The 23,347-nt window shown below is 45.4% G+C and carries 21 protein-coding genes and 3 pseudogenes; 14 read left to right on the top strand and 10 right to left on the bottom strand.

Annotated features, from left to right (window positions below; genetic code table 11):
* Positions 1–85 precede the first annotated feature (85 nt).
* Positions 86–448: a 6-carboxytetrahydropterin synthase QueD gene (queD, locus tag KW548_12305; protein QXX05927.1), complete on the top strand. Its 363-nt coding sequence runs from the start codon at positions 86–88 to the stop codon at positions 446–448.
* Positions 449–915: 467 nt separating this feature from the next.
* On the top strand, positions 916–2,070 hold the full coding sequence (locus tag KW548_12300) for a tyrosine transporter (protein QXX05926.1): 1,155 nt from the start codon (positions 916–918) through the stop codon (positions 2,068–2,070).
* 126 nt (positions 2,071–2,196) lie between these two features.
* On the opposite strand, the gene KW548_12295 is transcribed toward KW548_12300, so the two are convergent.
* The 3 genes from KW548_12295 to KW548_12285 all read right to left on the bottom strand — a co-directional run bounded on the left by KW548_12295 (position 2,197) and on the right by KW548_12285 (position 5,805).
* Positions 2,197–3,558: an L-serine ammonia-lyase gene (locus KW548_12295; protein ID QXX05925.1), complete on the bottom strand. Its 1,362-nt coding sequence runs from the start codon at positions 3,556–3,558 to the stop codon at positions 2,197–2,199.
* A gap of 94 nt (positions 3,559–3,652) precedes the next feature.
* Positions 3,653–4,906 (bottom strand): septum formation protein, encoded by a 1,254-nt coding sequence (locus tag KW548_12290; GenBank protein ID QXX05924.1) that lies wholly within the window; start codon positions 4,904–4,906, stop codon positions 3,653–3,655.
* Positions 4,907–5,196: 290 nt separating this feature from the next.
* The gene (locus tag KW548_12285) at positions 5,197–5,805 is read right to left on the bottom strand and encodes a CoA pyrophosphatase (protein QXX05923.1); all 609 of its coding nucleotides are present in this window, start codon (positions 5,803–5,805) and stop codon (positions 5,197–5,199) included.
* Between the two features lie 83 nt (positions 5,806–5,888).
* Between KW548_12285 and KW548_12280 the strand changes: the two genes are divergently transcribed.
* The gene (locus KW548_12280; GenBank protein QXX05922.1) at positions 5,889–6,431 is read left to right on the top strand and encodes a heme NO-binding domain-containing protein; all 543 of its coding nucleotides are present in this window, start codon (positions 5,889–5,891) and stop codon (positions 6,429–6,431) included.
* 4 nt (positions 6,432–6,435) lie between these two features.
* Positions 6,436–8,127: a response regulator gene (locus KW548_12275; protein QXX05921.1), complete on the top strand. Its 1,692-nt coding sequence runs from the start codon at positions 6,436–6,438 to the stop codon at positions 8,125–8,127.
* On the opposite strand, the pseudogene pabB reads toward KW548_12275, so the two are convergent.
* A pseudogene (pabB, locus tag KW548_12270) lies at positions 8,124–9,491 on the bottom strand (aminodeoxychorismate synthase component I). The gene KW548_12275 and the pseudogene pabB sit on opposite strands and share 4 nt — an antisense overlap.
* Before the next feature lie 204 nt (positions 9,492–9,695).
* Here pabB and KW548_12265 point away from each other — a divergent pair.
* The 8 genes and pseudogenes from KW548_12265 to KW548_12230 all read left to right on the top strand — a co-directional run bounded on the left by KW548_12265 (position 9,696) and on the right by KW548_12230 (position 17,378).
* Entirely contained in the window at positions 9,696–11,219 is a 1,524-nt protein-coding gene (locus tag KW548_12265; GenBank protein ID QXX05920.1) for a fumarate hydratase, read from the top strand.
* A 105-nt stretch (positions 11,220–11,324) separates the two neighbouring features.
* Positions 11,325–11,510, top strand: a complete 186-nt coding sequence (locus tag KW548_12260) for a hypothetical protein (protein QXX05919.1) — start codon at positions 11,325–11,327, stop codon at positions 11,508–11,510.
* Between the two features lie 130 nt (positions 11,511–11,640).
* Positions 11,641–13,017 (top strand): YcjX family protein, encoded by a 1,377-nt coding sequence (locus tag KW548_12255; protein ID QXX05918.1) that lies wholly within the window; start codon positions 11,641–11,643, stop codon positions 13,015–13,017.
* On the top strand, positions 13,014–14,063 hold the full coding sequence (locus KW548_12250; protein ID QXX05917.1) for a YcjF family protein: 1,050 nt from the start codon (positions 13,014–13,016) through the stop codon (positions 14,061–14,063). The genes KW548_12255 and KW548_12250 overlap by 4 nt, the downstream gene beginning before the upstream one ends.
* Positions 14,064–14,165: 102 nt before the next feature.
* Positions 14,166–15,710 (top strand): annotated as a pseudogene (gene tyrR, locus KW548_12245) (transcriptional regulator TyrR).
* Complete coding sequence (rimJ, locus tag KW548_12240) at positions 15,711–16,289, top strand: ribosomal protein S5-alanine N-acetyltransferase (protein ID QXX05916.1); 579 nt, start codon at positions 15,711–15,713, stop codon at positions 16,287–16,289.
* A gap of 2 nt (positions 16,290–16,291) precedes the next feature.
* Complete coding sequence (locus KW548_12235; protein QXX05915.1) at positions 16,292–16,879, top strand: HD domain-containing protein; 588 nt, start codon at positions 16,292–16,294, stop codon at positions 16,877–16,879.
* Between the two features lie 25 nt (positions 16,880–16,904).
* Positions 16,905–17,378: a DUF2947 domain-containing protein gene (locus KW548_12230; GenBank protein ID QXX05914.1), complete on the top strand. Its 474-nt coding sequence runs from the start codon at positions 16,905–16,907 to the stop codon at positions 17,376–17,378.
* A gap of 40 nt (positions 17,379–17,418) precedes the next feature.
* Here KW548_12230 and KW548_12225 read toward each other — a convergent pair whose 3' ends face one another.
* The gene (locus KW548_12225; GenBank protein ID QXX05913.1) at positions 17,419–17,838 is read right to left on the bottom strand and encodes a BLUF domain-containing protein; all 420 of its coding nucleotides are present in this window, start codon (positions 17,836–17,838) and stop codon (positions 17,419–17,421) included.
* 256 nt (positions 17,839–18,094) lie between these two features.
* On the opposite strand from KW548_12225, the pseudogene KW548_12220 reads away from it, so the two are divergent.
* Together KW548_12220 and KW548_12215 are read left to right on the top strand one after the other, a co-directional pair.
* Positions 18,095–20,063, top strand: a pseudogene (locus KW548_12220) (PAS domain-containing protein).
* A 194-nt stretch (positions 20,064–20,257) separates the two neighbouring features.
* A complete protein-coding gene (locus KW548_12215; GenBank protein ID QXX05912.1) occupies positions 20,258–20,554 on the top strand; it encodes a hypothetical protein in 297 nt (98 codons plus the stop codon).
* Positions 20,555–20,626: 72 nt separating this feature from the next.
* Here the strand turns inward: KW548_12215 and KW548_12210 are convergent, their stop codons facing one another.
* From KW548_12210 to KW548_12190, 5 genes are all read right to left on the bottom strand, one after another.
* A complete protein-coding gene (locus KW548_12210) occupies positions 20,627–20,785 on the bottom strand; it encodes a hypothetical protein (GenBank protein ID QXX05911.1) in 159 nt (52 codons plus the stop codon).
* A 129-nt stretch (positions 20,786–20,914) separates the two neighbouring features.
* The gene (locus KW548_12205; GenBank protein QXX05910.1) at positions 20,915–21,067 is read right to left on the bottom strand and encodes a hypothetical protein; all 153 of its coding nucleotides are present in this window, start codon (positions 21,065–21,067) and stop codon (positions 20,915–20,917) included.
* Between the two features lie 61 nt (positions 21,068–21,128).
* Positions 21,129–21,647 (bottom strand): hypothetical protein, encoded by a 519-nt coding sequence (locus tag KW548_12200; protein QXX05909.1) that lies wholly within the window; start codon positions 21,645–21,647, stop codon positions 21,129–21,131.
* 130 nt (positions 21,648–21,777) lie between these two features.
* Positions 21,778–22,521, bottom strand: a complete 744-nt coding sequence (locus KW548_12195) for a hypothetical protein (protein ID QXX05908.1) — start codon at positions 22,519–22,521, stop codon at positions 21,778–21,780.
* Between the two features lie 17 nt (positions 22,522–22,538).
* Positions 22,539–23,297 carry a hypothetical protein gene (locus tag KW548_12190; GenBank protein QXX05907.1) on the bottom strand — a complete coding sequence of 253 codons (759 nt, stop codon included), beginning with the start codon at positions 23,295–23,297 and terminating at the stop codon, positions 22,539–22,541.
* Positions 23,298–23,347: the final 50 nt, after the last annotated feature.

Raw genomic sequence — 23,347 nt, 5'->3', positions numbered from 1 at the left:
ATTTTATTAATCGCTGAGTGCACCTTGTCACTACTACACTATTTCCTTAGTATTGCGTGTCTTTTTGTAATGCCTGAGATCCAAAATGAAAACTGAATTATACAAAGAGTTTATGTTTGAAGCGGCACATCACCTTCCACATGTACCGGAAGGGCATAAGTGCGGTCGACTGCATGGCCACTCTTTCTTAGTTCGTCTATATGTAGAAGGCGAAGTTGATCCTCATACCGGGTGGGTTGTCGACTTTGCGGAAATCAAAGCCGCGTTTAAACCTATTTATGATCAACTTGACCACTACTACCTCAATGATATTGAAGGTTTAGAGAATCCGACCAGCGAAGTACTGGCGAAATGGATTTGGCAGAAAGTGAAGCCAACCTTGCCACTACTGAGCAAAGTTGAAATTAAAGAGACGTGTACCGCAGGTTGCATTTACGCAGGCGAATAACATACCTATATGTTTGAAAAGAAGCGAAGCACAGAGCTTCGCTTTTTTGATACTCATCCGCCAGCTTTAAAGCGTATTCTGTGTTTTTGTCAGTGAATAGCGCATTTTCTCTCTTGGGGGAGATTGCAATCCTATCGTCAATGTTTAAGATGTTTATTCTCTTCATGCTGAAGAGTAGGTAGCAGAGGAATTGCTGCTTTGTTTTAAAGGACTGTCTCACTTAATCGGACACCTCAATGATCTTCAAAATTACAACCCCGATCATCGAACCGACAGAAGGTTCGCCACACGCTTTATCGACGTCACTCGTTAACCTCTCAATGTTCAACTGCGTTTTTTCTCTGCGCCACTCTTTCCTAAGCCTTTTTTTCTATAAAGCCCGCTATTCGTATCGTTTTTGATTCTTGGCCCCGCGCTAGGCACGCGCACATCTCAATCTTTTATTTATTAAAACAGATACGACAATTATGAATACTAAACTTCTGGGTAGCTCCCTGATTATTTCCGGTACTGCACTCGGTGCTGGCATGCTAGCCATTCCGATGGTTCTAGCACAATTTGGTTTGTGGTATGGATCATTATTAATGATTTTTATCTGCTTTGGGACAACTTACGCGGCTTTGTTGTTACTCGAAGCGACGTTAAAGGCAGGCGGTGGTTTGGGCCTTAACTCTGTGGCTCGTCAGACACTAGGAAAAGTGGGGCAGTTAGTAACGAACCTGCTGCTATACGCTTTATTGATTTGTTTGCTAATGGCTTACATTCTTGGTGCGGCAGACCTGTTAGGTCAGTTTACCAAAGCAATAGGTATTGAACTCTCTGCTAGCCAGACTCAAATCCTCTTCACGCTTATTGCTGGTGCGGTTATCGCCTGTGGTACAGGTGTCATTGACAAACTCAACCGCTCACTGTTTTTTATCATGATTGCCAGTCTAAGTTTGAGTTTGGCTCTGCTACTGCCAGACTTTCGTTTCGCTAACATCACTCAGGTGATGAATCATGACCATTTAGCCCTGTTCAAAACCAGTGCTGTACTGTTTACTAGCTTCGGGTTTATGGTTGTTATACCTTCTCTCGTCTCTTACAACCATGAAGCGACCGATCACCAATTACGAAACATGGTGATTGTTGGTTCAGTGATTCCCTTGCTTTGCTACTTATGCTGGTTGTTTGCTGTTGTCGGTAACTTACAACCCGAACAGCTAGGCGAGTTCTCCAATGTGTCAGAGCTTATCCAAGCCTTTGAACATCACTCGCCTTGGATTGGAACCATTCTATCGGTGTTTACCGGGTTGGCGCTGTTGACGTCGTTCTTTGGTGTGGCCATGTCTTTGTTCAATCAAAACCGTGATATGTTCCGGCAGAACCATCTTGTCACCTACGTGATTACGTTCATTTTGCCACTTGCAGGAGCCTTGTTGGCTGCAGACAAGTTTTTGGCAGTGTTGAGCTACGCTGGGATCATTCTGGTGTTTTTGGCAGTGTTTGTACCACTTGCTATGGTATACAAGATCAGGCTTGCCAATGCAGAGACGACGCGATACACCGCAGAAGGTGGAAGCATAATGTTGATGTTTTCTTTGTTTTTTGGTGGCTTCTTGCTTGTTTCCCAGGTTATCTAAACAAAAGGCGGGTCTCCCGCCTTTTTTTAACTTAGATGATAGAGATTGAAGCTAACAGTAAGAAAAAGTGGACTGGCAATAAAAAAGCCCGTTAAAACGGGCTTTGAAGAGAGGTAGAGTGTGGCATTAGCAGATAACTTTTACTGCAAGACCACCTTGGGATGTTTCGCGGTACTTGGCGTTCATGTCTTTACCGGTTTCTAGCATGGTTTCAATAACCTTGTCCAGAGACACCGTAGGGGCTGATGAACGACGCAGAGCCATACGAGAGGAGTTGATCGATTTTACGGCGGCAATACCGTTACGCTCGATACATGGAACCTGCACCTGACCAGCGACAGGATCACAGGTGAGACCTAAGTTGTGTTCCATAGCGATTTCCGCAGCCATACAAACTTGCTCTGGGCTTCCACCCATCAGTTCCGCAAGACCAGCCGCTGCCATTGAACATGCTACACCGACTTCGCCCTGACAACCGACTTCCGCACCAGATATTGAGGCGTTACGTTTATATAGGCCACCTATTGCGCCAGAAGCCGCAAAGTAGCGGATGTAATCTTTCTCAGTAACAGTCTGAATAAACTTGTCGTAGTATGCTAATACCGCAGGGATAATGCCACACGCGCCATTGGTTGGTGCCGTTACAACTCGGCCACCAGCAGCATTTTCTTCATTGACTGCGAAAGCAAACATGTTGACCCAATCGACGACAGCCATTGGATCGTTAGTCGTTTTTTCCGAAGTCATCAATTGTTGGCGAAGAGCCGCAGCACGACGAGGTACACGCAGTGGACCTGGTAAGATACCTTCTGTATTCATACCGCGATCCATACACTCACGCATGGTTTTCCAGATCTTAGCGAAGTAAGTGCGAGATTCTTCCTCAGAGTGAAGAGCAGCTTGGTTTTTCATCACAAGCGTGCTGATGGAAAGACCACTTTCTTTACATTGGTTGACCAGCTCTTCTGCCGTGGTGAACTCATAAGGTGCTTTAACCGGGTTTGCTTGCTCCTTGCCGAAGTTCTCTTCATCGACGATGAATCCCCCTCCGATCGAGTAATAGGTTTTTGAGTAGACCTTCTCATTCTCGATCCATGCATGGATCTGCATACCATTTTCGTGCAACTCAAGGTTAGTTTTATGGAAGTTCATTCCACCTTCTTTCGGGAAGGATACTGTATGACAGTGCATGCCAACAGGAAGTCGTTCCGTTTCCTCTACGCGAGCGATAAAGCCCGGAATAGAGTCAATATCTACTTTCTCAGGGGTATTGCCTGCAAGACCCATGATGATGGCGATATCGGTGTGGTGACCTTTCCCTGTCAGTGATAGCGATCCATAAACGTCAACGGTGATTTTAGTGATGTCGCGCAATTTTCCCATTGAACGTAAATCATCAATAAATTCTTTACCCGCTTTCATTGGGCCTACAGTGTGTGAACTTGAAGGACCAACACCGATTTTATAGATGTCAAAAACACTAATCATATCGATTTCCTCAAAACAAAGCCTCCCAACGGGGAGCGGGAGGCTTATTATTATCGTTATATTTTTTATTTAACCACTTAATTCACTAGCGTGATTAAAGTGCTCCGTAGATTACAGAACTAATTGCCGCAAGACCACAGATTGTTGTGAAAATCTGAACAGGCGCAGAAGTTTTGTACTTCGCCATTGCTGGCACGAGTTGCATGGCAATAACAGGCATTAGGAATAAGATTGCTGCAATCATAGGCGCGCCCATGGTTTCAATCATGCCGAGGATGCTAGGGTTAGCAATAGCCACAATCCAAGTGGTGATAACGATAAATACTAAAGAGAATTTTTCAATCTGATCCACGGGTACTGAAGATCGAGATTTGATCAGACCAACCATACCTTCATGAGCACCTAGGAAGTGACCAAAGTAGCTTGATGTAATCGCCGCAAACGCGACTAGAGGGCCCATGTAAGAGATCAGAGGTGACTCGTGAACGTTCGCTAGGTAAGACAATACCGAGATGTTTTGCTCTTGCGCCATGGCAAGTTCTTCTGGTGACAGAGACAGCACAACAGAAAATACAAAGAACATCACGAAGCCCATCAGCATCATTGCCGCGCCGCCAGTAATCGCATCGGTTTTCTTTACTGCACCTTCTCCGTATACACGGCGTTGTTCTTTGGTGAACTGAGAGATAATTGGGCTGTGGTTGAAAGAGAATACGATGATAGGAATCGCTAGCCATACGACAGAAGGAAGGGCAGACCAGTCAGGTGCGACTTCCACCATAGAGCTATTCCAATCTGGAATCAGATAGACAGAGAGTGCCAGTAGAACCAATACCAATGGGTAAACCATGGCAGAGGTCGCTTTCAGCATGAGTTCTTTACCAAATACTACGCCAGCGGTCATAGCCGCAATAAGTGCCCCAGACAGCAACCAGCGAGGTATGGATTCCATGCCCATTTGGTTTACTAGGAAAGAATCTACGGTGTTTGTAATACCAACACCATAGATAAGAACAATAGGGTAAATAGCGAAGAAGTAAGCGAAAGTGATAAGGTTTGCGCCATTTTTACCGAAATGTTCTTCCACTGTATCAGTGATATCAGCTTGAGGGTTTTTCGCAGAGAGAACGAAGCGAGCAAGAGATTTGTGAGCGAACCAAGTCATTGGTGCTGCGATGAGAGCAAGGATTACTAATGGCCAGAAACCACCAGCTCCCGCTTTAATTGGTAGAAATAGTACGCCAGCACCTACCGCAGTACCGAAAAGTGACAGGCACCAGGTGAAGTCTTTGTAAGAAAACTTACTAGACGATTGTGCGGTCGAAACCGCTGATTTTGTAGCATTCATTTTGTGATACTCATTTTTGGGAACAGGAAATAAGTCGGGTGCAATTTTGCATAAAAATCTTGCACGAAAAATAGATCTAAATCATGAATTGATGCGAGTCATAATATGATATGTCAAAAACAGGTTTTTGCTCACGAAAATGATGTGCTACTAGTGATTTATGCTAATCCAATTCATTAGAAAAACTAATCTTGTTGCAAATTTGTTTTATGTATGTCGCGAGAAAACGTTTGCTTTATTGATGAATAGTTTAACTAATGTGATTAAACGTCGAACAATACCAATAAATGTTAATGTTGCGGCATGATATGGTTTTGCATAGCGTGGATAATTTGTGCTGTCATCCCCCAAATAAAGTGCTTTTCGTAGGACAGGCCAAATACACGGTGTGAATGGTTACGAAACTGGAAGCGTTCGCTATGCAAGTGACGTTTGTCGAGCACGATTTCAGCGGGCACTTCGAACACTTCGTCCACTTCATTGGCGTCAATGGTTGCTCGGTAATCAGGGGACACGAAGGCGAGAAAGGGGGTCACCGTAAATTTACTGATGGTGATGAGTTCTGGCATCTGGCCAAAAATGGCAATTTGCCGGTGTTTGATACCAATTTCTTCGTAAGTCTCTCTTAATGCTGTATCCGCTAATGAGTGGTCCCAATCTTCATATTTACCACCTGGAAAACTGACTTGCCCGGGGTGATGTTTTAGGTGCTTTGCGCGTTTGGTGAAAATGATATTCAGCCCGTTCCCTCTTTCTACAAACCCTATAAGTACTGAGGCTTTACGTAATGATTCATGATGAATATGTGCAACTCGTTTTAAAGCTTCATGGTGATAATCGACGGTTTGCTGTAACTGGAACTTTTGAATTAATAGGTTTTTATTGAGTTCTGACAACACGTTAGCTCCGAATGCTTATTTGAAAAACTATACTTTATGACTCATGCTTGAGAGACCATCATATACTAAGGATAGCTCAATATATGAAAGGACTTATCTTTACAGAATTTATGGACTTAGTTGAAGAGAAGTTTGGCCTCGATGCTCTTGATAAACTGCTTTCTGATGCAGGCGATGAAGGTGTCTACACCTCAGTCGGCAGCTATGATCACAGAGACTTGGTAAAGCTTATCGTTCAGTTAAGCAAACAAACGGGTATTTCTGCCGAAGAATTGCAGCGTGTTTTTGGCCAATCTGTGTTTGAAAACCTCTATCAGTCTTTGCCTGAACGAAGTAGCTTACAAGGGTGTAAAAACTCACTTCAGTTTATTCGTTTGGTTGAAGACTATATCCACATTGAAGTGAAAAAACTGTATCAACAAGCCAATCCTCCACGCTTTGAATTTATCTCTGAAACCGAAACAGAAATGGTCTTTGATTACAAAAGCGCCCGCTGTATGTCCCATGTCTGCTTGGGTTTGATTGAAGGGTGTGCTCAGCATTTTAATGAATCGCTTAACATTGAGATGGAAAACAATCATAAAAGCGGCAATGATGTTAGGTTCAAGGTAGCAGTCGTAGGGTAAATGAATGAGTAATCAGTCTGCGCTGGAACGGAAAATTGCCAGAGAAATTGCTGCACGCAAGCAAGCGGAGTTGTTGCTAGAGCAGAAAAGTCTCGAACTTTATGAGGCGAATGAGCACTTAAAGTTGGTGCTTACCCAACTGAAAAGGCAAACGCACAAAGATTTACACAAACTGGCTTTTGAAGAGCAAATAAACGAGATTCTGATTCACTTCGGCCGAGCTTTCCTTAGTCGCATGTTAGATGATGGTTTGCTGTCCAACCTGCTTGAACGCCTTGATTCCTCTTCCGCGTTGACAGAGTCTGGGCTTTTTCTCGACCCTGGCATTGCCTCGACGATTCACGATAGCCACTTTGGTTACCAACAGCGAGACACAATAGATGGAATTAAGCCTTATGCATATTGGCAAGAAGAAAGGCTCTCTCTTCCATTGGAGGTCGATCATCAGGTGGTGGGTGAGTTGTCAGTATTTACCGAAGATCATGATATTGAACCTGAGTTTATCGTTAGCCAAATGCGTTTGGTTGCGGATTTGCTTTGCAGCGCCATTAGCCGACAAATTATGCTGACCAATACTCAAGAGGCGAGAGCCAGAGCAGAAGAATCAGAGAGGGCGACCAAAGAGTTTGTCGCCATGATAAATCATGAGTTGAGAACACCATTAAATGGCTTGCTAGGGAGCGCTGAATTACTGTCAGATACCTCGCTGGATGAAGAGCAACGTACCTTGCTAACCAACCTTTCTCATACTGGTGATTTCTTAAGGCATATCATCAATGACATCCTTGATTTTAGTAAAATGAGCGCAGGTATGATGGAGCTAATTCCATCGACTTTTGCTTGGCTAGAACTGACCAATATGCTCCATGGTGTGTTTGCGAATAGAGCACAGGACAAAGGGATTCATTTTTCAATTGACTCGGCGCCAGAAGTACCAGAGTTTCTGATAGGGGATTTTGACCGGATTTGCCAGATTCTGATCAACCTCGTCGGCAATGCCATCAAGTTTACTTCAGCAGGCTCGGTGCAAGTCAAAGTGCTCTGGCTTGAAGACAACCTTAAAGTCATGGTGAAAGATACGGGCATAGGTATACCAGAAGAAGCAAAAGCGATTCTTTTTGATCCTTTTGTGCAGGCCGACAGAACCGCTAAACGTCATTTTGAGGGAACAGGTTTAGGTTTGGCAATCTGCAAAAATCTCATCGATCTGATGAAAGGAGAGATCGGTTTTACCAGCCAAAAAGGTGTAGGCACTGAGTTTAAGCTATCTATTCCGCTTAAAGTCGCTACTCAAGCGTTGCAGAGTGAAAGCACGGAGAACAAGGCGACAAAGCCGCTGGAAAATTTGTCTATCTTAGTGGTGGACGATATCCGCATGAATCAAGTTATTATCAATCAAATGTTGAAAAAGCTGTCGATCACGCCGGATATCGCTAACAATGGTGTGGAAGCCATCAAAGCCGCATCTGGAAGCCGATATGATCTCATTTTTATGGATTGTCGTATGCCAGAGATGGACGGTTTTGAAGCGACCAGTTACTTACGTGAACAAGAATTCGAACTGCCTATCATAGCTTTAACGGCGGGGACAACGCTGGAAGAGCGTGAAAGATGTATTCAAAGCGGCATGAATGACATTTTAACCAAACCGTACACGGCAAAAGACCTAAAACTCATGCTCGAAAAGTGGGCTTAATTCTCGAGCACGGGCAGAATTCTGCACAGCTTGTCTAATGTTTCCTGATATTCTGCTTCACTGTCACTGTCGGCGACCAAGCCGCCACCTGCCCAGACATGAATTTGATGGCCCTCAGCGATCAGTGTTCGGATAGTAATACTCGTATCCATCGAACCATGGCGGCTGATGTAGCCGATGCTACCACAGTAGGCACTGCGGCAATGTGGCTCCAGTTCTTCGATGATCTCCATGGCTCGAATTTTAGGAGCGCCTGTGATTGACCCCCAGGAAAGCTAGCACGCAGCAGATCGGCAGGTGAGTATTGAATATCTAACTCAGCTCTTATTGTACTCACTAGGTGATGCACGGCTGGAAAACTCTCAATATCGAACAGTTTGGGAACATGTACTGAACCAGGTTTTGCAACCCGTCCGACATCATTTCTCAGCAAGTCGACGATCATCAGATTTTCCGCTTGATCTTTCTCTGCCATCGCCAGTGCTTTTGCAGAAGCGGAATCTAATTCAGCGTCTTGATACCTAGGGCGAGTGCCTTTGATGGGCTTTGTTTCAATCAGACGGTCGTGTACTTGCAAAAAGCGTTCAGGTGAAACACTCAGGATTGCGCTGCATTCAGTACGGACAAAGGCGGAAAAAAGGCCCTTTGTTGACTGATTCGAGTTTCTGATACGCATGCCACTCACTACCTGAGTATTGAGCACTAAATCTCTGAGCCAGATTAATCTGATAGCAGTCTCCCGAGCGCAAATACTCTTGGACTTGATGAAAGCGATCGCGATACGCTTGCTTTGACATGTTGGACTGCCAAGGACTGCATAGAGAAAAGCCCTGCGAGCCTTGATTGGTTTGCGACTCGAGCCAATGATAATGACGTTCAACGTTCTCGCCGACGACGAACGCTTGTTTCTCTTTATGATCAACCACCACGGCCCACTCATAGATACCTACCGCCATATCTGGAGATGAGAGATCTCGCTCAGCCATCTTGGGAAGTTTTTCTACTCTGCGACCTAAATCGTAGGCAAAGTAGCCCAGTGCTCCACCAATAAATGGCAAATCACCTTTGTATTCTTGGTTGGGCAGCCATTGGTTCTGTTGTTGCTCTAAGAGTGTAAAAGGGTCTTGACCAGATTCAAATTGCCCAGCGGGGTTAACGATCTTCGTTAATTCGCCACAGGTGGTGAGTTTAACGATGGGATCAGCAACTAAAATATCAAATCGGCTATCTATGTGGTTATCGGATGCAGAACGTAACAACATCGACCACGGTTTGTCTTCAATTCGGCTAAAAAGCCGTTTTGAAAGCTCTGGATGGTAGTTAATCGGTTTGATTTCTAAGCAATTTAGTGTGCTGTTATTCATTTGTTTAATTTGTGACAAAGAGATCGTTCACTGCATAGCAAGAGAGGGAAACCAAGAGTATCATATTGCCAACTATCGCCGCTACAGTGACGTTTTATAATAAAAAGGTGGTGTCAGTCTTCTAAACTTGTGGTTAAAAGCAAGAATATAAACTGGCGTCTATACGGCGGTGTTAAAGGAAGCATAACTATAACGAGGCATGCAATGACGGTAATTCGCAAGCAAGATGTGATCAGCAGTGTCGCTGATGCACTTCAGTATATTTCTTACTATCACCCTCTAGACTTTGTTCAAGCCCTTGAAGAAGCCTATCACAAAGAAGAGAGCCAAGCGGCGAAAGACGCGATTGCTCAGATTCTTATCAACTCTCGTATGTCTGCAGAAGGTCATCGGCCAATCTGTCAGGACACAGGTATCGTTACCTGCTTTGTCAATATCGGTATGGAAGTCCAGTGGGACTCTACCGATATGACGGTTCAGCAAATGGTCGATGAAGGTGTTCGTCAGGCATACACAAACCCTGACAACCCTCTACGAGCGTCTGTTCTGCTCGACCCTGCAGGTAAGCGAATCAATACCAAGGACAACACGCCTGCGGTTGTTCACATCAACATGGTGCCGGGCAATACGGTTGAGATACAAATTGCTGCCAAAGGCGGCGGTTCTGAAAATAAGACCAAGATGGTCATGCTTAATCCGTCTGATGATGTGGCTGAATGGGTTGAAAAAACACTGCCGACAATGGGGGCGGGTTGGTGCCCTCCGGGAATGCTAGGCATAGGTATTGGTGGTACAGCTGAAAAAGCAGCAGTACTGGCAAAAGAATCTCTGATGGAGCACATCGACATTCAAGAGTTGATTGAGCGTGGTCCTGAAAACGCAGAAGAAGAGCTACGTCTCGACATTTTCAACCGTGTCAACAAACTAGGCATTGGTGCTCAAGGTCTGGGTGGTTTAACCACCGTCGTGGATGTGAAAATCAAGACAGCGCCGACGCACGCGGCATCCAAGCCAGTGTGTTTGATTCCCAACTGTGCTGCAACGCGCCACGTGCATTTTACCTTAGATGGTTCAGGTCCAGCGGACTTGACGCCACCTAAGCTTGAAGAGTGGCCAGATATTACTTGGGAAGCAGGAGCCAATACCCGCCGTGTCAACCTTGATGACGTCACACAAAAAGACGTTGAAGAGTGGAAGACGGGCGAAACGGTACTGTTATCAGGAAAGATCTTGACGGGGCGTGATGCGGCGCATAAACGTATCCAGACAATGCTGCAAAATGGTGAAGGCTTGCCACAGGGCGTTGACCTTAAAGGCAAGTTCATTTACTACGTTGGCCCAGTTGATGCTGTGGGCGATGAGGCTGTCGGTCCAGCAGGCCCGACGACCTCAACTCGTATGGATAAATTCACCGACATGATGCTCGAAGAAACAGGCATTATGGGCATGATTGGTAAAGCAGAGCGTGGCCCAGCGACCGTGGAATCCATCAAAAAGCATAAAGCGGTTTATCTGATGGCTGTTGGTGGTGCTGCCTACTTGGTGGCAAAAGCCATCAAGAAAGCGCGTGTTGTGGCGTTTGAAGACTTGGGCATGGAAGCGATTTACGAATTTGAAGTGGAAGATATGCCAGTCACGGTTGCTGTGGATTCAACGGGGGCTAATGCTCACCAGATCGGCCCAGATACGTGGAAAGTAAAAATTCAGGAAATGGAGTCTCAATCATAGCACGGGTGAGCAACCGCTGAATGAAAGGGTAAACAGTGGATAAAGGTGCGGTATGCCGCCCCTTTTTTATCAGATTTTTCGCGTTAAAGAACTCAAGGAGCATTCATGCCACGATTTGTTCAAATCCTACAACTGATTATTGCCGTAGTGGTCGGTACGTTGCTCGGCTACGATTTATTCCTTAATGGGATGAGCATTTTTGAGCAAAAGTACGTCATCATGACTTTTGCTTTATTGGTTCTATTGGAAATCGCTTTGTTTGTGATCTACAAGCTGATAGAAGATGACTAACGCTATCTGTTGGGTTTGCCCACGTTTAAAGCCTCTAAGCCTCTGATTTTTATCAGAGGCTTTTTTATTCATCTTTCATTAAGATTACAATGATTAGGATGAATGTGTGTTGCAAGCAAAGAGACGGTCAATGAAGAACATAACTCAGGAAGTGAATGATTTTATAAATCGAAGTGTTGATTCCCATGTACGGGTAGCCGTGACGGGGTTATCACGCGCTGGTAAAACAGCGTTTATTAGTTCACTCGTCAATCAACTATTACACACTTCCACTCATGACAACCTCCCTCTACTGGCATCGGCTCGCGATAAACGTATCGTGGGTGCAAAGCGAGAACCTCAAGCCAATATGATGGTACCGCGCTTTGCGTATGATGAAGCGATGGAAGACGTATTCTCTGAGCCGCCAACATGGCCCGAGCCGACGCGCGATGTCAGCGAAATTCGTCTTGCTGTGAAATACAAATCGACGAGAAAATCCAAAAAGCTGTTTAGCAGCACATCAAGGTTACACATCGATATTATTGACTATCCTGGTGAATGGTTGCTCGATCTACCGTTACTGGACATGAGCTTTCACCAATGGTCACAGACACAATTCAACGCACTTAAAGGTCAACGTGGAGAGCTGGCACAAGACTGGTTAGCTAAACTCGAACAACTAGACTTGACTGGTGACGTCAATGAAAGAGAGCTTGAAGCGATCGCACAGAGTTACACTCAGTATTTGCACGATTGCAAGGCGACGGGGTTGCACTGGGTTCAGCCTGGTAGGTTTGTTTTACCAGGTGAGCTGGAAGGTGCGCCAGTGTTACAGTTTTTCCCGTGCAGCTTTGATACAGAGAGCAAAGTGAGCAAGGACTCCAATTTAGCTATGCTCGAAGCGCGCTATCAGGAATATCAACAAAAAGTCGTGAAAGCGTTTTACAAGCATCACTTCTCGACGTTTGACCGTCAAATCGTTTTGGTGGACTGCCTACAACCTTTAAACGCTGGTTACGAATCGTTCCACGACATGCGCCATGCGATTGAACAGATCATGCATAGCTTCCGCTATGGCCGAAGCAATATACTAAAGAGATTATTTGCGCCGAGAATCGATAAGATATTGTTTGCGGCGACTAAGGCCGACCATGTTACTCCAGAGCAGCATCCTAACCTTGTTTCTCTGTTGCAACAGATGGTTCATCCCGCTTGGCAAACAGCGTCCTATGAAAACATCGAAATGAGCTGTATCTCTATGGCGTCTATTCAGGCGACCAAAACAGGTTTCATCAACCGTGGTACTGAATCCTTTCCTGCTATACAAGGAATAAACCTTGATGGACAACCCATGACAATATTTCCTGGAGAGGTTCCGCAAAAACTGCCTCACCAACGTTTTTGGCAAAACGAGGGATTCGAATTTATAGGCTTTCGGCCACTCTCTAGCTCGGCAGATGATCCTATTCCTCATATTCGTCTCGATAAAGCGCTGGAATACCTGATTGGAGACAAGCTGAAATGACCGATTATCAAGACCCAAAGTTGAAGCAAAAACAAGTCTTCACTCAAACATTGGATCAAGAACCTTTGGGTGGCGACCCAGACTTGACCTCGCAAATGCAGTTCGAAGAACGAGAAACGTTTACACCAACGGCAATCAGCTCTGAAGAAACGTTGAGTGAGGCTGAGGAAAACCTAGCACAGGTGATTCGACCTAAAACCGGGCGTCGATGGCTAGCGAGTGGTCTACTTACGGCTTTTTCTGGCTTGGTCGGCTGGCAAGCCATCGACAGTATTGTGGTGTCTGTTCAAAATGCAGATTGGTTAGCGCTTGGCTGGGCTGGTTTTATGTCGACACTGGCGGCGCTAGGCATAGGGGCATTGGGTAAGGAACTATGGAAGCTTAAGACGTTACGTCATCACTTTTCGGTTCAAGAACAGAGTGAAGCGCTGATCGCTGGCAATAGCGTCGGTCGCGGAAAAGCTTTTTGTGAAGCGATCGCTAAGCAAAGCGGCATTAAGCCAGAATCACCAAGCTATGACCGCTGGACACACAGTGTTAATGCTTCTCACAGCGACTCCGAGGTACTCGACATGTATGACGCGATGGTCGTGAGTGAACAGGACAAGAAAGCGAGCAAAATCGTCACTCAGTACGCGACGGAATCTGCCGCTTTGGTGGCGATTAGCCCACTGGCCATTGTTGACATGTTGCTGGTCGCATGGCGCAATTTCAAAATGATCGACAGTCTCGCCGATGTCTACGGTGTAGAGCTCGGATACTGGTCTAGATTGACGCTTTTCAAAGCCACATTGATCAACATGGCCGCGGCAGGGGCAAGTGAACTGGCGATAGATGCCAGTATGGATCTAATGTCGATGGATCTTGCGGGGAAAGTATCAGCGAGAGCAGGGCAAGGGCTTGGGGTTGGCATACTGACCGCAAGGCTAGGAATCAAAGCGATGACATTACTCAGACCTATACCTTGGCATCAGGAAAGAAAAGTTAATTTGGGTGCGATAAGAAAGCAGATTGTAGAAAAAATCGCCGCCATAACAATCAAATAGTGTGAATGTGAAGCAAGTAATGCTGGTTTGCTTGACGAGGATCTAGGCTTAAGGGAAACTACTGTCAACTTTTCCTGACACCTAAGACTAGGGATTTAATCAGTGCGTTTAGAAGTGATATGTGAAGACAGATTAGGGCTCACCCGTGAGCTGCTCGATATTCTGGCTTCTAAAAATATTGATTTGCGAGGGATCGAAATCGACACCATAGGTATTATCTACCTCAACTGTCCTGATATCGATTTCGATACTTTCAGTGAACTTATGGCCGAGATACGTCGAATTTCAGGTGTGAGAGACGTACGTAAAATTCAGTTCATGCCGATGGAAAGGCACAATACAGAACTTATTTCTCTGCTTAATAACTTGCCTGAGCCAGTATTGGCGATTGATTTGAAAGGCAATGTTGATATGGCGAACCACGCGGCTTTAGGCTTGTTCAGGTGTGAAGAACAGGAGATGATTGGTCACCAAATCAGCACTCTGCTACCCAGCTTTAACTTTTCTAAGTGGGCCGAGGGGAAGATCACCCGTCAGCGAGAAAACATTGTGATTGGCGGTCTCGACTACAGCATGGAGATCATGCCAGTTTACATCACTGATGAATCCAACGAATCGATCTTGGCCAGTACAGTGATGATCATCCGCTCTACGCAAGAAAAGTCGGTCTTAGAAGATTCATTACCTCTGCACAACAATCTCGGCTTTGAACATTTTGTCGGCATATCTAATCGGCACAAGGCACTAATGAGCCAAGCGAAAAAAACTGTCGATGCTTGAGCAGCCATTGCTGATTCAAGGAGAGACGGGCACAGGTAAAGAGATGCTGGCCAGAGCGTGCCATAATCGTTCCCACCGAGCGGCTTCACCATTCCTTGTTCTGAGTTGTGCTTCAATGCCCGATGATGTGGCTGAAACCGAGCTGTTTGGTCATGCCCCGGGATCGTTCAACCATGAACAGGGTCATAAGGGCATTTTTGAACAAGCGGACGGCGGCACGGTTTTCTTAGATGAAATTGGCGAAATGAGCCCTCATCTACAGATTAAGTTATTACGCCTACTACAAGATGGCACTTTCCGTCGCGTAGGGGCTGAGCAAGAAATTCATGTCGATGTTCGAGTGATCGCTTCTACTCGTCATAACCTTGCTGATCTCGCGGAGTCTAAATCGTTCCGTGAAGATCTTTTTACCGCTTGAATGTTTTAACACTTAATATCCCTGCACTGCGAGAGCGCTCAAATGATATTGGCCCGCTTCTCGACCTGTTTGTTGTCAAATATGTCAAGCAGCTTGGTATTAAGAAGCCCGATATCGATGAAACCTTAGTTGCTCAGTTGGTTAACTATCAGTGGCCAGGGAACATGCGACAGTTAGAGAATATGGTGTTGAGAGCGCTAACTGAGCTAGATACAGAGACGTTGACTGTCGATCTATTTCATTTGCCACAACTCGACACTCCTTCCACCAGTGGGGCGACCATTAATCTAGATGGTTCACTCGATGAAATCATGAAAGATTATGAATCTCAGGTTCTGGAACGTCTCTATCAGTCGTTCCCATCAAGTCGAAAACTGGCCAAACGCCTCAACGTTTCCCACACCTCAGTGGCCAACAAGCTACGTGAATACGGAATAAGAAAAAACTAGATGGAACGAATCAGTACTCCTCAACAGGTGTTTGAGCACGATGAAGGTATTATTCTGCGCACCGCGGAACCTACCGACGGTCAGTTGATCTCTGATTATTTTATTGCCAATCGAGAACACCTCAAGCAGTGGGAACCCAGACGGGAAGAGGCTTTCTTCTCAGAGTTTGGCTGGACACAGCGTTTGATTAAGCTCAACGAGCTTCACCGTATGGGATTGGGTTACTACTTGCTCATCATTGATAGTGAAACGAACGAAATGTTGGGTACGGTTTCGTTTAGCAATATTTCTCGATTCCCTTTTCACGCCTGTAACCTTGGCTATTCGCTTGGTAAAACTGCGCAGGGGCGGGGCGTGATGACGCGAGCTTTGAAGATGGCCGTCCGCTATATGTTTACTATTCAAAACATCCATCGAATTATGGCGGGCTATATGCCACGAAATCATCGTAGTGAAGCCGTGCTTGAACGTCTTGGGTTCAAAAGGGAAGGGTTCGCTAAAGATTACCTACTGATTGATGGGAAGTGGGAAGACCACAACCTGACGTCATTGCTTAACCCCAACTGGGTAGAAGGCTGAGCATGGCTAGATTAGAGAAACAACTGGCTTTGGTGATGGAGCTAGACCAACTGAAATCCGTTTTGCGAAGAACCCGTGTCAAAAGTGCTCAAGGTCGTCTTGAAAATAGCGCTGAACACAGCTGGCATGTTGCTCTAATGGCGATATTAATGGAAGAACACGCTAACGAGCCCGTTAACATTGCTCGTGTTGTGAAGATGCTACTGCTGCACGATATTGTTGAAATTGATGCTGGCGATACATTTGTATACGACACGGCGGCCTCAAAAGTACAGGCAGAGAAAGAGCTTGTCGCTGCACAGCGATTGTTTGCTTTGCTTCCTAATGATCAAGGGCAGGAGCTTCTTGAGCTATGGCTTGAATTTGAGCGAGCGGAGTCAGCCGATGCTAAGTTTGGCAAAGCCCTTGATAGGATAATTCCAATGTTACTTAATTATCACAATAATGGTCAGAGTTGGCTGGAGCATGGCGTGACTCGTGAGCAAGCGCTGACGGTAAACCAGAAAATAGAATATGGCTCGCAAGCTTTATGGGGTAAGGCTCAGCAAGTCATTGAAGAAGCCACTCAAAAAGGATGGCTTAAAGCCTGAACAGGCTATACAACGAGGAAAATGAATGTCGTATCTCACTTTGGATGAATACCAAAGAAAATGGATTTTCACTCACCAATCTATGCCCGTACCAGAGCAAGATCTTGAGCAGATCAAGCCGATGACACAGGCGCGTTCTGCTCAGTTATGGAAAGAGAACATCAGTACTCAAAGCCCAGATGCAGAACGCCTGAGTTCAAGTGACTGGCCGATGAAAGCATCCAACTGGAAAGACAGTCTTGATTGGATGGCGGCGTGGGAAGCCGACGAAGACGTGTTGCCACAAGGCGTCGCCGAGTTTATCGATTGGCAAGATGACGTCACCGTCTATTTTTGCTACGAAAAATACAACGTCATCGAAACCAAATGGCGTATTTTTAAGAAACATTGGAAAAACTTTTTGTTCTACGATGATGGCCCGATTTTAATCGGTCGTCGACGCAAAGAGTCTTTATGGTTTGATTCCGATGGCAAGGTTAAACTCGGTTATCGAGGCTAAAAAAAGCAGCCATTTAAGGCTGCTTTTTGCTGTTTATTGGCTAGACAAGGGTCACTACATTACGCAGGCTGAGTAGTAACTTATGCGCACTACCACCAGACATACTGTAAGGGTCAAATTTCGCATGAACCGAGTATTTAAGGTTGATGGGTGTGGTTAGGCTCATTTCGGGGATATAGCCCATACTCCAGTCCCCAAATTCTCGTTCGAAGATTTCGCTGTAATCGAGCAACAAAATATCTTGATGTCGCTGGTCATTAAGAATTTGATGATAAATCTTGTTTACCTGAGCTCTTGAACCCTCGAGGCACTGCAAAAAGTAATTGCGATTAAATAACAGTAAACCCGTCACATCGACTAGCGCGTTGTTTTTTCTCGCCACATCAAGAATATTTTGAATATCGGATTCGGTAATCCCTTTTGTTATTGTGCTTGCGTAAACCAACCTGACTAAGTACATAGTGTTCTCCTTGCTCGCCTCGTGCTTTCGTTCCCACTAACAGTATATGCAATAAAACACACCTTGTGATGTTAACTTGTACCTGGCTAAGCCGACGGGTTTACGCTGTGTGACAACCAGCCTGACGCTGCAAATAATGGTTTTTCTCATACTAAAGTTCATCTACCTTATGCATGGTAGTTGAGCTATTCTAATAAAATAATTATTAAAAGTGTTGTCGTTGGCTTTCAACAGTACAGGCGTTGGAGAAAGCACTATGAAAGACAATGGACCCGTTACTCAGAGGGAAGTGTTCTTTGATGACAGAAACGATTTGGTTTCGGTCACCGATATTCAGGGAAAAATAAAGTTCGTTAACGATGACTTTGTGTCCATTAGTGGTTTTTCACGAGAAGAGTTGACAGGGAAAGACCATAATATTGTCAGGCATCCCGATATGCCGCCAGCCGCGTTTAAAAGTTTATGGAGCACAGTACGAGCCGGAAAAATTTGGCGAGGCATTGTCAAAAATCGTTGCAAAAATGGTGATCATTACTGGGTCGATGCTTTCGTCTCTCCGATCATGAAAAACGGCAAGCTAGTTGGCATACAATCGGTTCGTTCACAACCATCCAAACAACAGGTAGCTGATGCGGAAGCCTTATACAAACAAATGCGCAGTAACGCCTCTCTTGATCTTCCTGGTCCAACACTGCTAGAGCGAGTGACATTCAACCAGTTTTTCTCACTCTCTCATCTGATGTTGATTGTCGGTGGAGCACTTTTTGCCGGCCAATCTTTCTTCTCCGACCACCTGACCAACGCTTTGGCCGCGGTGATTTTAACGGTTATTGCCGCCCTCAATTGGTTCGTTATTCGATATCGAATCTTAACTTCAGTGAAAGAGACTGAAGATCTGGTCAAAAAGATGTCTCAAGGTGACCTGTCTACGAAAATCAACTTGTCCAGACAAGACGAGATCGGCAGTCTAAACCAATCAGTCAAAATGCTGCAAGCACGCTATAAAGCGATTCTGAGCCAAGTCGTTGGAGCGTCACAAAAAGTCGTCGAAGACTCAGATAAGGTGTCGTCGGACAGTTTCCACATGCAGCAGATGATGGCTTCACAATCATCCCACACTTCTCAAATCGCCAGTGCAATGACACAAATGGCGGCCACCGTGCAACAAGTGACGGAAAATACCATCCAAACCTCGCACACAGCGCTCGAAACGCAAAAAAAATGTCCAGGCTGGCGATGAGCTGATAGAGCAAGGTTTAGAGAAGCTTTCCAACTTCTTGGTTGAGCTAGATGCAACCATTACTCAGATAGCACACGTGTCTGAACAGAGCCAAAGTATAGGGCAAGTAACCAAAACGATAAGTGAGATTGCAGAGCAAACCAACCTACTGGCATTGAACGCCGCCATTGAGGCGGCTCGTGCGGGAGAGCAAGGGCGTGGTTTTGCTGTGGTGGCTGATGAGGTGCGCAGTTTGGCGCAGAGAACACAAACCGCGACAGAAGACATTAATTCGATGTTGGAGAGCCTACAGAAAGGCGTTCAAGACTCGTCGACAAGAATTTCTGAAAACAACACTCTTGCTCAGAATGCCTATGAAGGTGTCTCTAAAGCCAGAGAAACCTTCTCCGAGATTATTCATCAAGTCAGCCATGTCAATGATATGAGTACGCAAATAGCGGCGGCATCGGAAGAGCAATCTACAGTCGTTCAAGATATGAACAAGTCGGTAGAAGTCATCAGCGAAAAGAGTGTTGACACTGAAGAGAGCGCCCTTAGTTTGCAGAACAAGGCCAAAGCGTTAAGCCAGCAAGCCTTAGAGCTAAGAGAGCAATTAGCAGACTTTAAACTGAGTGGTGTTAAACGGATTGATTTCACTGATATTAAAAACGCCCACCTAGCGTGGAAAACCAAGGTTCGTTCTTACTTGAATGGGGATCATCAAGCACTAGACAAAAAAGTCGCCTGTGACCATCATTTCTGTGCATTGGGCAAATGGTACTACGGAGAAGGAAAAAGCCTTTATGGTACTGAGGCCACATTCAAAGCGCTAGAGCCACCTCATGCGAAACTCCATGGCGTGATTAAGGATGTGCTCGAATTGTTAGATCAAGGTCAACACGAAGATGCCAATAGAGCGTTTGAACAAATAGAGCCAATATCCAAGGAGGTTGTGCGTAAAATTTCCGATCTTGAGCGAGCGATTAATCAGAAGATATCGCGATGAAACCGCCCAGAGCCGATTAAAGAGGAAAGGGTATTCACCTTTGATTGGCTCTGATTTGCTACAAAATCGCTGAGCATCAGTGCCAAGAGTTTGTTGTGCCTATGTCCACTTTTCTTAAGTTGTACTAGGGTCAATAGACTTTCTATCCATGACATCTTTCAGGTAAGGTTCGTTTATGCCTTCGAGGTTAGCCGATGATAACATTTTTGGAGTTAGTTTTAATTGTGGTCCCCATCACGGTTTATTTTGCTGGGGATGAAAAAGTGATTTCGTCTACCTTCGCGCTGGTGGTTTTAGTGACGTCTTTTATCGTACTGATTTTGGAGCTATCAGTGGGCTGGCTTATAGTGATTGGTGTCATCGATTCTGAGTTCCCTGAGCCGAGTATATTTGTCGGTACCGAGATTTGGAATCTCTTGGTAGGCCCGCTGATACTAACACTGTATGTTTATGTTATCTCCGAAGTCGTACAAAACTCACCACGTGTTTAAGCTCTTTTCGCTTTATAGCTGGTGTCATGGAACACTGAGGTTGTGAAACATCGAGTTTCCGGTTATTGATGCCTAACGCCAGCTTAGCCAAATCGAGATTGCCCAATAATCAATAGGTGGCACTTTGACTACTTCAAATTGATACACCACCTTGGCCTCTTGTACCGCTTGCTGCTGGGCGTGTTGATATTCTGGGGTCAGCTCTGGTAATGAGTCGACAGAGACAAACATCAGTGAGGCCCCTCCATTGGTAGTTGATACGTTGGATTCAGGGGGACGTTCTACTCAGCTTTTGATTCACCACCAATCGCTGTCCCCCAGTACATACACAGGCTCCCTGTTTAGCGAGTCTGTGACTATTTACTCTTCTTCTATAACAGTAACTAATTGCCTGAGGTGTTGTAGAAACTGCTTTTGCTCTTTAGGTGAGGCGGCATAGCGAGAAAAATAAAATATCCTATTTTCACGATAAATAGCTTCCATCTTTTCACCTTCTACTTCAGGGTCAATCATTGGTGACATATGCCATTGTAAAAGTCCGTTTTTATAACGGCATTCTGGAACAATATAAATTCTATAATTTGTATGGGGAGGGAAAGGGCAATACTCGCTGCCGAGGTCTATTGACTACACCAGCCATTTTAAACGACATTAATAGCCCAGCACCGGCGCCAACAAACATCATCGGCCCGACCAGCACCACACCAATAAGCGAAATAGCAATACCGGCATAGCCAGAGTAACGTAAGGCGGCAAAGCAGGCATCAGGGACGAGAGTCAGGTCTGTGACTATCATCCCTTTTTCGGATAGGGTTACTGTTTGTTTTGTATCTGGATTGCCGGCGTAGTAGTAGTAACTGCTCAGCGCGAAGACAAGTATGGAAAACAAAACAATGCCTACCCAACCTATTAAAGAACCTAACCACAAAAGTAGGACCGCTGTCGCTGCCCATATCGAGATTGCCCAATAATCAATAGGTGGCACTTTGACTACTTCAAATTGGTACACCACCTTGGCCTCTTGTACCGCTTGCTGCTGGGCGTGTTGATATTCTGGGGTTAGCTCCGGTAACGAGTCGACAGACACATACATCAGTGAGGCCCTTCCATTGGTACTTGATACGTTGGATTCAGGGGAACGTTCTACTCAGCTTTTGATTCACCAACAATCGCTGAACCCCCAATACATACACAGGCTCCCTGTTTAGGGAGCCTGTGACTATTTATTCTTCTTCTATAACAGTAACTAATTGCCTTAGGTGTTTTAAAAGCTGCTCTTGTTCTGCCGGTGAAGCAATATAGTAAGAAAAGTAAAAATGCCTATTTTCCCAATAAATATCCTCGTTCTCTTCACTCTCAGTTTCCATTTCAAAAATTGGAAACAAATGCGATTCAATCAGTCCATTTTTATATCGGCCTTCCGGAACGCAACAAAGTCGGTAACTCGCGGTAGGGGGGAAAGGTTGTACTCGCTGCTTAGGTCTATTGACCACTCCGGCCATTTTCAACGACATTAACAGCCCAGCGCCGGCACCAACAAACATCATCGGCCCGACCAGCACCACTCCAATAATCGAAATAGCAACGCCCACATAGCCCGAGTAGCGTAAGGCAGCAAAGCAGGCGTCAGGGACCAGAGTCAGCTCGGTGACTATCATGCCTTTTTCGGTTAAGGTCACCGTTTGTTTTGTATCTGGGTTACCAGCGAAATAGCAATACGTCAGAAAGCCTCCGGAAAACAATATAACAAGAAGAACACCTGCCCATAGACCGTCTTGCACTGCGATCCACATCATCCATAAGGAAAATAAGCCAAACAACGACCATATAGAAATTGCCCCGTAATCGGTAGCAGGAACTATCACCCCCTCATATTGATACACCACCTTGGCCTCTTGTACCGCTTGCTGCTGGGCGTGTTGATACTCTTGGGTTAGCTCCGGTAACGAGTCGACAGACACATACATCAGTGAGGCCCCATCAACTACACCTGATGGTAGTAGTCTTCATGTTCAACTTTGATGAACCTCTTCAAGTGGCGCATCATTTCTATTTGCTCTTGCTCTGTACTGGCATAGGTCAGGAAATAAAATTCTTTGTTATCGCTGAACAGGTCATCTTTTTCACCACCGTCATTTTCTAGCTTTATACGAGGCACGACTCGCCGAAGAATGAGGTTATTTTTGAACTTCATACATTGATTGTCCGCCATTTCATATTCAATGTTAGGGTTGAAAGGGCGAACTCTGACTCTAGGTTGATTAGTAACCCCAGCCATTTTAAACGACATTAACAGCCCAGCGCCGGCACCAACAAACATCATCGGCCCGACCAGCACTACCCCGATAATCGAAATAGCAACGCCCACATAGCCCGAGTAGCGTAAGGCAGCAAAGCAGGCGTCAGGGACCAGAGTCAGCTCGGTGACTATCATGCCTTTTTCGGTTAAAGTCACGGTTTGTTTTACATCTGGGTTACCAGCAAAATAGCAATACGTCAGAAAGCCTCCGGAAAACAATATAACAAGAAGAACACCTGCCCATAGACCGTCTTGCACTGCGATCCACATCATCCATAAGGAAAATAAGCCAAACAACGACCATATAAAAATTGTGCCGTAATCGTTGGGACGCTGTCTTACGATTTCAAATTGATAGACCACTTTGGCCTCTTGTACCGCTTGCTGCTGGGCGTGTTGATACTCTGAGGTCAGCTCCGGTAACGAGTCGACAGACACATACATCAGTGAGGCCCCTCCATTGGTACTTGATACGTTAGATTCAGTGGTCGCAT

The sequence above is a fragment of the Vibrio neptunius genome, from assembly GCA_019339365.1.
In the GTDB taxonomy this organism is placed as follows: domain Bacteria; phylum Pseudomonadota; class Gammaproteobacteria; order Enterobacterales; family Vibrionaceae; genus Vibrio; species Vibrio neptunius.
Note: the sequence above shows the minus strand (reverse complement) of the source record. Positions and strands in the feature narration are given on the sequence as shown.